Source organism: Paenibacillus algorifonticola (genome assembly GCF_000971975.1).
Taxonomy (GTDB): Bacteria; Bacillota; Bacilli; order Paenibacillales; family Paenibacillaceae; genus Pristimantibacillus; species Pristimantibacillus algorifonticola.
In genome coordinates this window covers 1-15,073 of sequence record NZ_LAQO01000056.1, presented here as the reverse complement: position 1 = coordinate 15,073, position 15,073 = coordinate 1, and the positions used below count along the sequence as shown (strand labels likewise).

The window sequence follows — 15,073 nt, the reverse complement described above, 5'->3', positions numbered from 1 at the left end:
TAGCCATCTGGCTGGAAAAGAGGGATGGGCATGTTGGAGAAGCCAAATACGATAGAACGGACAGAGCGGCTGGGTGCGCATAACTATCATCCGCTGCCGATTGTCATTGCGAAGGCGGAAGGGGTATGGGTGGAGGACCCGGACGGCAAGCGATATATGGATATGCTCAGCGGATATTCGGCGCTCAATCAGGGGCATCGGCATCCGCGGATTATTGAAGCGCTGAAACACCAGGCTGATCTGGTGACGCTGACGTCACGGGCTTTTTACAATGAGCCGCTGGCGGAATTGCTTGCATTGCTTACGGAATTGACGGGCAAAAATATGCTGCTGCCGATGAATACCGGAGTTGAAGCGGTAGAGACGGCGGTGAAGGCGGCCCGCAGATATGGCTATCGGGTAAAAGGCATTCCGGCGGGGCAAGCGGATATTATTGTGTGCGCCGGCAATTTTCACGGCCGGACGCTGACCGTTACGTCTTTTTCCTCCGAGCCTTCGTATCGGGAAGATTTTGGCCCGTTTACGCCGGGCTTCACCATTATTCCATATGGCGATATTGCAGCGCTGGAATCAGCGATTACCCCGAATACAGCTGCTTTTCTGGTCGAGCCAATTCAAGGGGAAGCGGGAATTGTCATTCCGCCGGAAGGGTATTTGCGCCTGGCCGCCGCTTTGTGCAAGCAGCATCAAGTGCTGCTGATGGCCGATGAGATACAGACGGGCTTTGGCCGTACGGGCAAACGTTTTGCCTGCGATTGGGAAGAGGTCACGCCAGATGTTTACATTATGGGAAAAGCGCTTGGCGGTGGCGTGCTGCCGGTATCGGCGGTGGCGGCGGACAGCAGCATTTTAGGCGTGTTCGAGCCAGGCTCGCATGGCTCTACGTTTGGCGGCAATCCGCTGGCGAGCGCCGTAGCTGTCGCATCGCTCCGTGTAACCGAGGATGAACGCCTAGCGGAAAGATCGCTAACGCTTGGCGAGCAGCTGCTCGCCAAGCTGCGCGAGATCAAGCATCCGGACATCGTGGAAGTTCGCGGCAGAGGCTTGTTTATTGCAATCGAGCTGAACGGTCCGGCGCGTCCGTACTGCGAGAAGCTCAAGGAAGCAGGCCTGCTGTGCAAGGAGACGCATGAAAAGGTCATTCGGCTGGCACCGCCGCTGATAATATCTGAAGAGGATCTGCATTGGGCGGCGGAGCGTATTGCCGATGTTTTTCAGCCCCTATAAGATCATCCCGTTTCATTCCATTTTATTTCATTTCATTCATTTGACTAATAGAAGGGTGGAGCTTTCTTATGATTACTTATGTACCAGAGCCATTTACCGATTTCACAATTGAGGCGAACAGTGAGGCATTAGCGGCGGCGATCAGCGAGGTGCAGCAGCAGCTTGGGGGCGAATATCCGCTTATTATCGGTGGCAGCAGGGTGATGACAGAAGAAATGCAAAGCTCGATCAATCCTTCCAGCACGAGCGAGGTCGTTGGCCGCGTATCGAAGGCGAACGCAAAGCAAGCCGAGCAGGCGATAACGAGTGCCTACAAGACGTTCCAATCGTGGTCCAAGGTGCCAGTAGCGCATCGGGCAAGATTGCTGTTTAAGGCGTCAGCGATTTTGCGCCGCCGCAAGCATGAGTTTAATGCGTGGCTCATGATTGAGGCAGGCAAGACGCGGGGCGAAGCCGATGCCGATACGGCGGAAGCGATTGATTTTCTCGAATATTATGCCCGGCAAATGCTGGAGATGAGTGAAACGGTAGCGAAGAAGCTGGTCGTTCGGCGCGGCGAGGATAATGATTTACAATATATTCCGCTTGGCGTAGGGGTCATCATCCCGCCTTGGAACTTTCCGCTGGCGATTATGGCGGGCATGACGACGGCGGCGGTAGTGGCGGGGAACACGGTTGTGCTGAAGCCAGCGAGCACGACGCCTGTGATCGCCTATAAGTTCGTCGAAGTGCTGGAGCAGGCGGGCATGCCGGCTGGCGTCGTCCAGTTTTTGCCGGGAAGCGGCGCGGAAATTGGCGATTTGCTGGTCACGCATCCGCTGACGCGCTTTATCTCCTTCACGGGTTCACGGGAAGTCGGGCTGCGGATTTTTGAGCTGTCGGCAAAAACGTCACCAGGTCAAATTTGGCTGAAACGCTTTGTCGGGGAGCTGGGCGGCAAAGACGCGATCGTCGTCGATAGCGAAGCCGATCTGGAAGCAGCGGCGCAAGCCATTGTTGCTTCGGCGTTCAGCTTTTCCGGACAAAAATGCTCGGCCTGCTCGCGTGCGATCGTCCACGAGGATGTATATGACGCGGTATTAAAACGCTGCACCGAGCTGACGGAGGCGCTGACCGTCGGCAATACGGTAAACTTCAGCAATTATACAGGGCCAGTCATAGACTTGAACGCCTACCGCAAAATCTTCGAATATATCGAAATAGGCAGCAAGGAAGGACGACTCGTAGCGGGCGGGAGAAAGGTCGATGGTGACGGTTATTTCATTCAGCCTACCATCATTGCCGATCTAAAGCCGGATGCTGTCCTGATGCAGGAGGAGGTTTTTGGCCCCGTGCTTGGCTTCTGCAAAGCTTCGTCCTATGAGGAGGCGCTTGCCATTGCCAACAATACGGAATACGGGCTGACGGGCGCGGTGTTTTCGACGAACCGGGCGAAGCTGGAGCGGGCGCGCGAGCAGTTCCATGTCGGCAATTTGTATTTTAACCGCAAGTGTACGGGGGCGATTGTCGGGGTTCATCCTTTCGGCGGCTTCAATATGTCGGGCACGGATTCAAAGGCCGGCGGTCCTGATTATTTGCTGCAATTTACCCAGCTGAAGCTCATTTCGGAGCAGCTGTAAAAGCCGGGAGCGCCTTGGCATTCCGGGCCAGTCGCTGTCATCCGCTCGGCCTGTAAAGTGAAAGGCTTGCTGCCTAGAAGCTAACAGCCGATACCGCATTTTACCCATTGAGAAAAAAAGGTAAAGGAGGCCAGCTTATGCTGCCTAATGGCAAAACAGATATTTCGATCATCGGTGTCCCGATTGATCTGGGAGCCGACCGCCGCGGCGTCGATATGGGACCAAGTGCGATTCGCTGCGCGGGCATTGAGCAGAAGCTGGAGCAGCTCGGTTATATCGTGCATGATTTGGGCGATCTGGCTGTGCGCCGTCCTGCAGCGCGCCCTGAGCCGGGCGAGAGGCTGAAATATGTAGATGAGCTCGTTAGGGTCAATGGCAAGCTGGCGGACAAAACGGCTGAGGAGCTGGAGAAAGGCCGGTTTCCGCTCATTCTCGGCGGCGATCACAGCATTGCCATTGGTTCGATAAAAGGGGTGCAGCGCCATGTCCCCCGCCTTGGCGTGTTATGGTTCGACGCCCACTGCGACGCCAATACGGCGGATACAACGCCGTCGGGCAATATTCACGGCATGTCGCTAGCGGTTAGTCTCGGCTATGGCAGCCGTCGCTTGCTTGGAGTAGGAGGCGGCGGCAAGCGTGATCCGATCCGGCCGGAGGATGTCGTTATTATCGGGGCGCGCTCGATTGATCCGGGTGAGAAGGCTCTGCTGCGCGAGCTTGGCGTTCGTGTCTATACGATGCATGATATTGATCGCCGCGGCATGGATCAGGTGATGGAAGAGGCGCTTTATCGGCTTTCATCGGCCGATGGCGTGCATTTAAGCTTTGATCTGGACGGCCTTGATCCGAATGATGCTCCTGGCGTTGGTACGCCTGTCATTGGCGGGGTGAGCTATCGGGAAAGCCATCTCGCCATGGAAATGCTGGCTGAATCTGGAAAGCTTGTATCGGCGGAGTTTGTAGAGGTGAATCCGGTGCTTGATTACCGCAACAAAACGGCTCATACGGCAGTTGAACTGATCGGCTCTGTTTTTGGCGAGCAAATTATGTAAAAGGGCAGCTAGGCTGGCATAAACAGCAGGAGGGCAAGAGGCTGTTCCGTGTCCATGATCCAACGGGAAACGGAACAGTCTCTTTGCTGATAATATTGTTATATTTAATCACATTAAATGTGGGGTCATATAATAATGTAAGGGCATACAGCATATTAATAGAGGAAGAACAGCGAATCAACTAGAAAAGTAAAGTGAATCAAACAATTTTTCTATTTTGATGTTATAATAGTTGACATGTAAGTTCATTGTCTCTTATGATGAATACAGATAGGTCAAGCTAATCGAACAAGCGTGTACAAACTCGGATGATAAGCGTAAGTACACCGGAATGCTGACGATGAAGCCTGCCGTTTATTGTTTTCATTTTAATCGGAAATTGTTTCCGTAATACGGAAAAATCTTAATAATGACATGTCGTCACAACGATTGGGGGAAACACAGTGGGCAGTTATATTGGCAGAAGAATACTGACCGGAACGCTAACGATTATCTTAGCCATTATATTCAGCTTCTTGCTGATTCATCTGGCCCCTGGCAATCCTGTCAGCATTTTATCCGGTCGGGACAATCCGTCCCCGGAGATGGAAGCAGCGCTTATCGCAAAATATGGGCTGGATCAGTCGGTATTCGTTCAGCTAGGCTCTTATTTGAAAAATATCGTCCAAGGCGACCTCGGACAATCGATTTCGAACAATCGTCCGGTTGTGGAAATGATTGCCGAGCGAATTGGCCCAACGCTTCTGCTCTCCCTCACAACAGCGATTCTCTCGCTTTTAATCGGAACGGCGCTCGGCATTTATTGTGCGAGGAGCGCCGGCTCCAAGCTGGACTCGGCTTTAAACGGCATTTCCTATTTGTTCGACGCGATGCCCGGCTTCTGGCTAGGGATGATGCTCATTCTCCTGTTCGCGTCGGGGCTGAAGCTATTGCCAACAGCCGGAATGGTTGACCTTCGCGCTGACTACACGGGCTTTGCCCATTACCTCGATGTGCTCAAGCATCTCATTTTGCCTGGCCTCACACTTACCTTGATTAGCACGCCTTATTTTTTCCGCATTGCCCGCTCCTCCGTTATTCAGGTCATGTCAGAGGACTTCGTGAATACGCTGCGTGCGACGGGCATGAAGGAAAGCCGGATTTTTAATAAATATGTGTTTAAAAATGCCATTCTGCCAACGGTGACCGTCTTCGGCATTACGCTGGCTTATATTTTCACAGGGGTCGCCATTATTGAAATTGTATTCTCTTGGCCGGGGATGGGGAGCTTCATGCTGAAGGCGATCAGCAGCCGCGATTACCCGCTGCTTATGGGTATTTATCTTATTCTCTCGGTATCCGTAGCCGTCAATATGATTATTGTCGATCTGTTGTACGCATTTATCGATCCGCGAATCCGGTATAAGTAGGGAGGACGAACATGGAGAAGGTGCAGAATATGCAAAATGTAAAAAACGTGCAGAACACCGGAAACGCCCGGAGCAGCCGAAGCCCTTTCAAGCGGATGCTCCATCATATCCGCAGCATATACCAGCTGAAAATCGGCGTGACGATATTGGCTGCTCTCGTCATTGTCGCCATCTTCGCTCCGCTCATTGCGACGCATGACCCGTATTTGCTGGGTGATGAGCTGACGGCTCCGCCAAGCGGCGCCCATTTGCTCGGCACCGACGGGCTCGGCCGCGACATTTTCAGCATGATTGTGTATGGGGCGCGTACTTCACTGCTCATTGGCGTTATAGCTGCGCTGATCTCGGGTGTCATCGGCACGCTGCTCGGGGGCATTGCCGGCTTTTATAGAGGGCGCATTGATAAAGTGCTTACGGAGGTCAACAATATTTTTCTCATCATGCCAACCTTCTTTCTGATTCTTCTCGTTATTGCCTTATTCGGCAGCAGCATGTTTAATGTCATGCTCATCATCGGCCTGACCAGCTGGGTCGGCAATGCGCGGCTCATGCGGGCGCAGGCGATGTCGCTGCGCGAGCGCACTTTTGTGCTCAGCTCCACCGCAATTGGGGAGAGCAGAAGCAAAATTTTGTTCAAGCATATTATTCCGAACGGCATTTTTCCGATTATCGCCAATACGACGATGAACATATCGGGCGCTATTTTAACGGAGGCTGGGCTTAGCTTTCTGGGTCTTGGCGACCCCAATGTCGTCAGCTGGGGGCAAATTGTATTTAACGGCCGCTCGTATTTAACGTCTGGCTGGTGGATTTCCACCTTCTCTGGACTCACGATCGTTATAACGGTGCTTGCCTTCTATCTGGTAGGCGATGGACTGAACCGCGTGCTGAGCCCTAAACTTCGCGCTAACTACTAGGAGGCGGTCTGAATGGCTATTATGGAAGTGAAAAATTTGAGCGTCATCTATCATGCTTCGGGCAAGCGTGTAGCGGCGGTAAGCGATGTTTCGCTGACGATTGAAGAGCGCGATGCCATTGGCATTGTTGGCGAATCCGGATCGGGCAAATCTACGCTGGCGATGGCGATTTTAAGGCTGCTGCCCGAGCGTATTGCCCAGGCGCAAGGCGAGGTTTCTTTTGAAGGAGCTGACCTGCTCACGCTGCCAGCAGAAAAGCTGAATCAGCTGCGCTGGAAGCAGCTTGCCGTTGTGTTTCAGAAATCAATGAACGCGCTCAGCCCGGTACACAAAATCGGCATGCAAATGACCGATGTGTACCGTATTAAGGAAACGGGCATCTCCAAGCGCGAGACGCGCAGCAAAATGCTCCAGCTGCTCGACATGGTCAATTTGCCAGAGCGGGTGTACGATTTGTACCCGCATGAGCTTTCCGGCGGCATGATGCAGCGGGTAGCCATTGCGCTCAGCCTCATGCATAACCCAAAGCTGCTCATTCTCGACGAGGCGACGACAGCGCTTGATGTGGTGACGCAGGGACAGATTTTGGAAGAGATGGTCGCGCTGGAACAGAAGCTGGGCATTACCCGGATGATGATTACCCATGATATGTCGGTTGTCGCTTCATCCTGCAATAAGGTAGCGGTTATGTATGCGGGCCGGATTTTGGAGACGGGTCTCGTCAAGGATGTGCTGGCGAATCCGGTTCATCCCTATACGAAAGGGCTGCTGAAATCGATCCCTTCCTTCACAGGAGAAAAACGCAACATTCGCGGCATTCCCGGCTCGATTCCCGATCTTAGCGTCCCTAATGACGGGTGCATTTTCGCCGAGCGCTGTGAGCATGCCATGGACAGCTGCCTTATCGAGAAGCCCCAAGATATGGTGCTGCCGGGCAATCACCGCGTAGCGTGCCATTTGGCAGGAGGTGCCGCTTATGTCAGCTGAACAGCAGCATGCGATCGCCGTCGATCAACTAATCAAATATTATTCACAGCGCAAAAAGATTGTGTCTCCAGATGGCAAAGTGTCGCGCAAGCAGCAGGTTAAATCGGTAGATGGCGTCAGCTTCACGCTGCAAAAAGGCGAAGTGCTCGGCGTTATCGGCGAAAGCGGCTGCGGAAAGTCCACGCTTGGCAAGCTGCTGGTCCGGCTGGAGGAGGAAACTTCGGGCAGCATCCGCTTCTCAGGCGTTCCTTCCAAGGAGCTGCATAAGCGCAGCCAACTCGCTTTCCGCCGCACCGCGCAGATGATTTTTCAAAATCCGTTCGATACGTTTGATCCGCGTTACACGATTGCGGAGCTGCTGACCGATACGCTCAAGCTGCACAAAATCGGCGGAAGCTACGACGAGCGGCTGGCCATGTGCGAGCAGAAAATGGAGCAGGCAGGGCTAGTGCCTGCCCAGCATTATTTGCACCGCTACCCTCATGAGCTGTCGGGCGGGCAATTGCAGCGCATTTCGATTTTGCGCTCGATGCTGCTGAGCCCTTTGTTCATCGTCGCGGATGAGCCTGTATCGATGCTGGACGTATCCGTCAGAGCTGACATTATCAATATGCTCATCGACGTATGCCAGAAGGAAAATACAGCTATGGTATTCATCAGTCACGATATTATTTCCACGCGTTACGTATCGGACAAGGTTGCGGTCATGTATCTTGGACGTTTTGTTGAATACGGGCCAACGGAGGAGGTGCTTCACAACCCGAAGCATCCGTATACGAAGGCGCTTATATCCAATTCAGCAATGCTGGAGTCGCTTGAGCAAAAAAGAGAAGTGATTCGCATTGAGGGAGAGCCTCCTACACCGATCAATACCGGACCGGGCTGCTATTTCTACTCTCGCTGCTATCAACGCCGGGATTCCTGTCAATCCATCTATCCTGATTTTACAGATGTGGGAGCAGGGCATAAGGTAGCGTGTCCATACACGTCCTAGCCCCGCTGCCTGCTGTCAGATGATGGATGATATAAATACAGATACAAAAGGGAGAGTGGAAACATGAGAAAGAGTAGAGGATGGCTAGTTTTGGTACTTATTGTGGCGGTGCTGGCAGGGTGTACGAACAAGCCTGCGAACTCGGGGAACGGCGAGGCGGGCCCGGGAACGTCTTCGGCTCCGTCAGCAGCTGCGGGAGAAGGCGGCGTCAAGGAAGGCGGAACGCTGCTCGTCGGCTTGACGGGAGATCCATTATCCTTCAATCCAGACGGCACGTCGGATGACTTTCTTTATCCCATCGCCCAAAATATATTCGGCAAGCTGGCAACGATCAACGCCAAACAGGAAATTATCCCGGATCTTGCGAAAAGCTGGGAAATCTCAGATGATGGCCTCATCTACACCTTTCATCTGAATGAAAACGTCAAATGGCATAACGGGAAGCCTTTCACCTCCAAGGATGTCAAGTTCACTTATGAAGCGATTAAAAAGAATAGCGGGCTTGCGGTAACAAGTCTCGGCGGAATTAAAGATATCTCGTTGCCAGACGACAATACAGTCGTCTTTACGCTGTCCGAGCCGGATGCGGCGTTCTTGGGCTATTTGGCCTGGTATGGCACGTTTATTTTACCCGAGCATATTTACAGTACGGGGGAGTGGGCGAGCGGTACGAGCGTAAATCCGGTCGGCACAGGCCCGTTCAAGTTTACGGAATACAAAACAGGCGTGAACATTTCTTTGGAAAAAAATCCGGACTACTACGGGCAGGTTCCGCATGTCGATAAATTGATATTCTCGATTATTACCGATCCGAACACGATGGTTCAATCCTTTTATAATGGCGAGCTGGACATTTACGGCGGCGATCCGCCGGCGTCGGAATTTAATGTCATCGCCAGCAACCCGGACTACCGGATGAGTACGAGCCTGTGGCCATCCCGCTCTTACCTGCTGTTCAACTTCGAGAAGGAGCCCTTCGACAAGCTGGAGGTAAGGCAAGCTGTAGCTTATGCGATCAATAATGCCGAAATTTTGACGAAAGCGATGAAGGGCCAGGGCCAAGTGGCGAAAAACTTCGTTTCTCCTGTCTATACTTGGGCGGTAAGCGATGAATATGTCGTTCCGTCCCCGAACATCGACAAAGCGAAGCGGCTGCTGGAGCAAGCGGGCTATCTGGCGGATAAAGACGGAAATTATTTGAACATTTCGCTCGATATTTTTCAATATGATGTGTACCAGGATGTGGCGACGGTCGTGAAGGACCAGCTCAAAAAAATCGGCATCAACGTTACCATTAACGTGAGCGATTATGCCTCATGGGAAACGCAGGTTGTGAATGAGCACAAATATCAAATGAGCATTTTGGGCGGCTATCAGGGGCCAGACGTGGGCGCGATCATTACGCGTATCGGCACGGGTCGTCCGTCCAACATTATGGGCTACAGCAATGAGGAGCTGGATCAGCTGCTGAAAGAGGGCTCCACGCTTGTAAAGGAGGAAGAGCGAGCGCTTAAATATGCCGAGGTGCAGCGCATTCTATCGGAGGACCTGCCGATATATCCGATGATCGAATATGTGGGCTCCAATCCGGTTCACGCTTATGTGATGGGCGAGCCTGGCTCAGAGGAGGCCGTTCCATACACGTCACCTTCTATGTACAACTATGTGTGGCTGAATAAATAAAGAATGTTTGTAAAGCAGCAGCTATATTCTTTCAAAAATAACTCCAGGGGATTGTATGCCAAATACAGTCCCCTGTTTGCGAAACAGGAGGAAAGGCGCATATGAATGAGCTTATTGAACGGTTATTGAACGAAATACCGGACTATTCGCAGTATTTGACGATTGATGAGCTGGATGCCTCTTCCGCGGCGCTTGCTGCTGCGTACCCCGAGCTGGTGGAGCTGAGCACCGTCGGGTATTCCGTTAATGGAAGCCCCATTCAGATGCTGCGGATTGGGGCAGGGTCGCGCCGGGCGCTGTTTGTCGGCTGTCCGCATCCGAATGAGCCGATCGGTGCTTCGACGCTTGAGTATTTAAGCTGGAAATTATGTGCTGAACCGTCCATAATAGAAGGACTGGATTATACGTTTTATATGATTAAAGCGATAGATATCGATGGCTATAGGCGGAATGAAGGCTGGCTTAAGGGGCCTTATACGGCAGAGCGCTACATTCGCCATTATTACCGGCCCGCAGGCGAGGAGCAGGTGGAGTGGACCTTTCCATACGACTACAAGACGTTTAAGGTTAACGATCCGATGCCCGAGACGCAGGCGTTCATGAGGGCGATTGACGAGGCGAAGCCGCATTTTTTGAACAGTCTTCACAATATTGACCGGGCGGGTTCATACTATTATGTTTCGGCTGCGCTGCCGGAGGAGCTTTATGAACAATTGCGCGGGCTGATTGTGCAGCGTGGACTGCCGCTGATGAAGGGGGAGCCGGAATCGGATATTTTCCCGCCCTTGTCGGATAACATTTTCAAGATGGGCAAATTTTCGGAGGTGTATGATTATTTGACGATGGTGCTCCCGGCGGAGGAAGATCCTGCCGCGCATCTCGGCAGAGGATCGAGCTCCAGCGATTATGCAGTATCACGCTATGGCACCTATTGCTTTATGTCGGAAGTGACCTGCTTTGCCGATCCGCGGATGGGGAACGTAAGTCTCACCGACTGCACGCGCCGGGACATTGTTGAGGAAAGCTTGAAACAGGCGTCGGCCTGCTTTGATTTTTTTAAGCGGCAGCTTGATCTGGCTGCGCCCTTTATCGCAGATGGAGGACCGCTTATTCGGGCGTCCACGCGCTTTATGGGCTATTTTATAAGTGGAAAAGAACGATTGGAACGACAGATGCAGCAGCCGGAGGAGCAGCCTAAATTTGATCGTTTGGCCAATGAGGCGGACCAATTCGATTGGCGTACGAGAGATTGGTGGCTGGCGCTTGGCTGTGTGGGGATGCTGGTCCGGGCAATCGACGAGCAGCCTGAATGTCCGGAGCTTGCGGCCATTCGGCTCGAAACAGAGCAGTGGCTGGATGGGCAAATGGGCGAGCTGCTTGCTTATTTGCAATGCGAAATGCGACCGATTCGCGATTTGTGCGCCGTGCAGCTTGGCTCGGCTTTAATGGTCATGGAGCATCTCCGGGCATCCGCGTCCGATCAGTAAACGGAGGGAAGCACAGTGGTAGCGGGTTCAATTAAATCGATCAACGTTGGGATGCCGCAGCAGGTACCCTATTTGAAGAAAGAGGTTTTAACGGGCATTCATAAGCATCCTGTCCAGGATGCAATCAAGCTGACAGCTGTCTGCTTCGAGGGAGACGGCCAAGCGGATCTGGTCCATCATGGCGGCGAAGAGAAGGCGGTGTGCGTGTATCCCTTTGAGCATTATGCCTATTGGGAGACGCAAGGGCTGCGGGTGGGCTTCGGCGCCTTTGGCGAAAATCTCACGACGCAGGGCATCGTTGAGGAGGATATCCATATTGGCGATACGTTCCAGCTTGGGACGGCAATTGTGCAGGTTAGCCAGCCGCGTCAGCCCTGCTTCAAGCTATCGGTCAAATACGGCTTGCCAGAGCTCCCGCTGCAGGTACAGGAGACCGGCTATACCGGGTTTTATTTTCGCGTGCTCCAGGAAGGTGTCGTTTCGCCTTCGGACTCGCTAATTTGCATAGGCAAGCATCCGGCAGCGTTGTCGATTTCTTACGCGAATCAAATTATGCATGTGGAGAAAACGAATCGGGACGGCATGGAGCGGCTGCTTGCCGTCCCGGAGCTGTCCAGCAGCTGGAGAGCGACTTTCGTGAAACGGTTGGCCGGACTAGAGACGGATACAGCGGAGCGGCTAACGGGCCGAGCGGCAAATAAGGAAGCTAATTAAGTTGAACGAATGACTAGCGCGGGGGCGATATTCGTCACTGCCCCATCTCTTTCTTTCGTTCAACTTATATAGCAAAGGAATCAAAATACAAGGAGGTATACCAATATGACCCATTTATCATGGCAGGAAGATAGAGTGACGACCGCGGAAGAGCTGAGAAGCATGATGACAGAGCCTTCCGAAGCCGTCGTGAAAAAGACGATTTCGATTATCGATCCGCATGCCGCCAATTACTTGGCGATGTCGCCGCTCTTTTTTCTCGCGACCTCGAATGCGGCTGGTGTAGGCGATGTTTCTCCGCGCGGGGATGAGGCTGGTTTTGTTAAGGTGCTTAATGAAAAGCAAATCGCATTCCCGGATCGTCCGGGCAATAGAAGAATTGACTCCTTGCTGAATGTGATTGAAAATCCGCAAATCGGGATGATTTTTATTATTCCGGGGCTTGATGAAGTGATGCGGGTGAACGGACGTGCGAGCATTACGCGCAATGAAGCTTTTATCAGCAGCATGGAGTGGAAGGGCAAGACGAGCGGCCTTGCCGTTATCGTTGAAGTCGAGGAATGTTTTATCCACTGCCCACGGGCGTTCAAACAGGCCGGATTATGGGGGCATGAGCAGTGGCCCTCCAAGGAGCAGCTGCCATCCGTTCAAGATTTGTTCAAGGCCCATCTTGAAATCAATGGCTTCCCGGTTAGAAAATAATTTTTATATAAATTGAACTAAAGAAAGCAATGGGGCTGGGGAGAAACGGAGAGAAAGGTTGGAACTGGAGAGAGCGATAGCGTCCGCCTTTGTTTTCGGATTTCACCCTCAACGAGGAATAGAATCAAGAAATCAGAAAACAACAGCGGCCGGAAGTCCAACCTTTCTCGTAGTGACGACCATCGCCCTCATGCGAATTAATAGTTCAACTTATATAGACAACAAAGGCAGGTACAGTCATGCAATTATCAGAAATGCAAAAGCATGTGAAGGAATTCAGCATTACTCATGGGTTTGACCAGTCAACGATTGAGCAGAGGGCGCTTTTTCTAGTTACCGAGGTTGGGGAGACGGTTAGAGAGCTGCTGCACCTTTCCTACCACCCCGACCATGAGAAAAAGGAAGAGATCAAAGATCGTCTGGGCCTGGAAATGTACGATATCGTATGGAATATTTGCGACCTTGCCAATAAGCTGGATATTGACTTGGAGCAGGCTTTTTCGAAAAAAATGGAAATCAATAAGACCCGTACTTGGTAAGGATAGTCCTGTATTTCTAAGGATTCGGATACGTCTCTTTAAGAAACTGGATGGACTGGTGGATTAACGCTTTTAAGACGTCCGTATCAATGTCGGCAACTTTATTGATGTAGACGCATGCCTTGCCCGCTGTATGCTTTCCGAGCTGCTGCAACAGCACCTCTCGCTGCGTGTCGCCTGTGGCAAAATACAGGCTGATCTTGGCTTTTCTAGGTGAAAAGCCAACTAGAGGTGCATCTCCAGCATGTCCCGATTCATATTTGTAGTGATACGATCCGAAGCCGATAATGCTCGGCCCCCACATTTTCGCGGGAAGTCCCGTTGTTTCCGTAAAGAGGTCGAGCAGCTTATAAGCGTCTTCCCGTTTTTTCATATTTTCGACTTCTTCAATAAATGCGATGACGCTGTTGTCGGTTTCCTTCGTTTTCAGCTCATACATGTTGAAATGTCTCCTATCGCTAATCTAGTGGTTATAAATACGTCTATAGGACTCTCTGAATGAGGCTCCGTCCCCTTCGATCACGCTAATCAAGTAGTCGCCCCATTCCTCCTGATACTGAAAATGCAAATTAGCTCCCGTATTCAAAAAGGCAATGATTGTATCGTGGTCCTTGCAAATTTCGATGATCTGCAGGTCATTTTGCTGTGCATAAAGCTTAAAGCTTTCCCAAAAATGAATGTCGTATTCCTCTAATATTTCTTCCTTGCTGCTGCGGGAGCTGCGGTTTATAAATTTAAGATTTTCTCCGATGAGCTCCTGATTATCATCATAAAAAATTTCTAAAAGCCAGTTTTTAAATTCAAAGCCTAAGATGGTGCCGGTTATGGCGCTATGGCTTTCCTTGCTGCTGCATTTCATCAATAAATTGTTGAAGCCGCTGTTTTTATGGGCGGGAAGATTGAAAAAACCTTTGTGCCTCAAATAATGGAGGATCGAAAAATCCATATGCTCCATTTCCATGTAAGAGGGGTGCGAGAGCGTAGAGTTGATTATTCGTTTGTTCCCAAATCGGCTTGTTATTTCGCTGATAAGGAAATCGTCATGGGTTTTGGAATAATGAAAAGTTAGGTGCAAGCCGTTGTCGAGTATTGCTTTTATACTGCTTTTGGTTTGTGTACATTTACGGATAGTCAAACGATGCTGGGCCGCATAACGCTCAAAATCATGCCAAAAATGGATGTCGCACTGTTTTGCTATTTTCTTGGGGTCCTTGATCTGGGCCAGTCTTCTAAAATTGATAAGCGAGCCATAGTAATGATCGTGAACATAAGTAAGGAACAAGTCGAAGTGTTGAAATTCAAAATCCAATACCGTACCTTGCTCGCTTTTAACGCTAGCTTGGCACGCTGTTAACAGCTCGTGAAAGGTTAAATGTTCGTTTTCAGGTATTTCGATGAATCCGCCATGCTTTATAAATGCATGCAGTTGGTCTAATTTGTGCGTTTTTTCTCCGAATCTAATCGATAACACCTCTCTTATATTAGGGTGTGTATGCAAACCAGAGTCGGCCTACTGCTTGCTTAGCGCTTATTGGAGGCCAATCTCATCTGACGCTTCAAGGCTTAAGGACTCGCAGCATGCGATTGTTGCTGTAATCCCACAGCTCGGGACGCTCACTCCTTCTTTGAAGGACTGAGGTTCCGCTATTCTGGCTTTTGCTACGATTTCAGGCTGTAAGCGGACAGGATGCTCTTCTGTCAATAGAGTGGACACGCCTATTATGCTATTTTTTCGTAATAAAG

Annotated in this window: 15 protein-coding genes; 12 read left to right on the top strand and 3 right to left on the bottom strand. The window is 51.3% G+C overall.

The window, feature by feature from the left end:
- Positions 1-30: 30 nt before the first annotated feature.
- From WH37_RS31730 to WH37_RS31670, 12 genes are all read left to right on the top strand, one after another.
- Positions 31-1,227, top strand: a complete 1,197-nt coding sequence (locus tag WH37_RS31730; protein WP_046234670.1) for an ornithine--oxo-acid transaminase — start codon at positions 31-33, stop codon at positions 1,225-1,227.
- A 68-nt stretch (positions 1,228-1,295) separates the two neighbouring features.
- Entirely contained in the window at positions 1,296-2,846 is a 1,551-nt protein-coding gene (pruA, locus tag WH37_RS31725; protein ID WP_046234669.1) for an L-glutamate gamma-semialdehyde dehydrogenase, read from the top strand.
- A gap of 137 nt (positions 2,847-2,983) precedes the next feature.
- A complete protein-coding gene (rocF, locus tag WH37_RS31720; protein WP_046234668.1) occupies positions 2,984-3,898 on the top strand; it encodes an arginase in 915 nt (304 codons plus the stop codon).
- A 443-nt stretch (positions 3,899-4,341) separates the two neighbouring features.
- Positions 4,342-5,307 carry an ABC transporter permease gene (locus WH37_RS31710; RefSeq protein WP_046234666.1) on the top strand — a complete coding sequence of 322 codons (966 nt, stop codon included), beginning with the start codon at positions 4,342-4,344 and terminating at the stop codon, positions 5,305-5,307.
- An 11-nt stretch (positions 5,308-5,318) separates the two neighbouring features.
- Positions 5,319-6,224 carry an ABC transporter permease gene (locus WH37_RS31705; protein ID WP_231594451.1) on the top strand — a complete coding sequence of 302 codons (906 nt, stop codon included), beginning with the start codon at positions 5,319-5,321 and terminating at the stop codon, positions 6,222-6,224.
- Between the two features lie 12 nt (positions 6,225-6,236).
- Complete coding sequence (locus WH37_RS31700) at positions 6,237-7,211, top strand: ABC transporter ATP-binding protein (protein ID WP_046234665.1); 975 nt, start codon at positions 6,237-6,239, stop codon at positions 7,209-7,211.
- Positions 7,201-8,205 (top strand): oligopeptide/dipeptide ABC transporter ATP-binding protein, encoded by a 1,005-nt coding sequence (locus WH37_RS31695; RefSeq protein ID WP_046234664.1) that lies wholly within the window; start codon positions 7,201-7,203, stop codon positions 8,203-8,205. Before WH37_RS31700 ends, WH37_RS31695 begins: the two co-directional genes overlap by 11 nt.
- A gap of 63 nt (positions 8,206-8,268) precedes the next feature.
- Positions 8,269-9,888: an ABC transporter substrate-binding protein gene (locus WH37_RS31690; RefSeq protein WP_074905051.1), complete on the top strand. Its 1,620-nt coding sequence runs from the start codon at positions 8,269-8,271 to the stop codon at positions 9,886-9,888.
- Between the two features lie 101 nt (positions 9,889-9,989).
- A complete protein-coding gene (locus WH37_RS31685; RefSeq protein ID WP_046234662.1) occupies positions 9,990-11,375 on the top strand; it encodes a M14 family zinc carboxypeptidase in 1,386 nt (461 codons plus the stop codon).
- A gap of 51 nt (positions 11,376-11,426) precedes the next feature.
- The gene (locus tag WH37_RS31680) at positions 11,427-12,089 is read left to right on the top strand and encodes an MOSC domain-containing protein (RefSeq protein ID WP_046234678.1); all 663 of its coding nucleotides are present in this window, start codon (positions 11,427-11,429) and stop codon (positions 12,087-12,089) included.
- A gap of 105 nt (positions 12,090-12,194) precedes the next feature.
- Positions 12,195-12,791 carry an MSMEG_1061 family FMN-dependent PPOX-type flavoprotein gene (locus WH37_RS31675; RefSeq protein WP_046234661.1) on the top strand — a complete coding sequence of 199 codons (597 nt, stop codon included), beginning with the start codon at positions 12,195-12,197 and terminating at the stop codon, positions 12,789-12,791.
- Positions 12,792-13,030: 239 nt separating this feature from the next.
- Positions 13,031-13,330, top strand: coding sequence for a MazG-like family protein (locus WH37_RS31670; RefSeq protein WP_046234660.1), 300 nt, complete (start codon positions 13,031-13,033; stop codon positions 13,328-13,330).
- A 16-nt stretch (positions 13,331-13,346) separates the two neighbouring features.
- Here the strand turns inward: WH37_RS31670 and WH37_RS31665 are convergent, their stop codons facing one another.
- The 3 genes from WH37_RS31665 to WH37_RS36830 form a co-directional block, all read right to left on the bottom strand.
- A complete protein-coding gene (locus WH37_RS31665) occupies positions 13,347-13,769 on the bottom strand; it encodes a DUF1801 domain-containing protein (RefSeq protein WP_046234659.1) in 423 nt (140 codons plus the stop codon).
- Positions 13,770-13,793: 24 nt separating this feature from the next.
- Positions 13,794-14,276 carry a hypothetical protein gene (locus WH37_RS35850; protein ID WP_143088738.1) on the bottom strand — a complete coding sequence of 161 codons (483 nt, stop codon included), beginning with the start codon at positions 14,274-14,276 and terminating at the stop codon, positions 13,794-13,796.
- A 582-nt stretch (positions 14,277-14,858) separates the two neighbouring features.
- Positions 14,859-15,073: hypothetical protein (locus WH37_RS36830; protein ID WP_046234657.1), on the bottom strand; the 215-nt coding region annotated here is incomplete at its 5' end.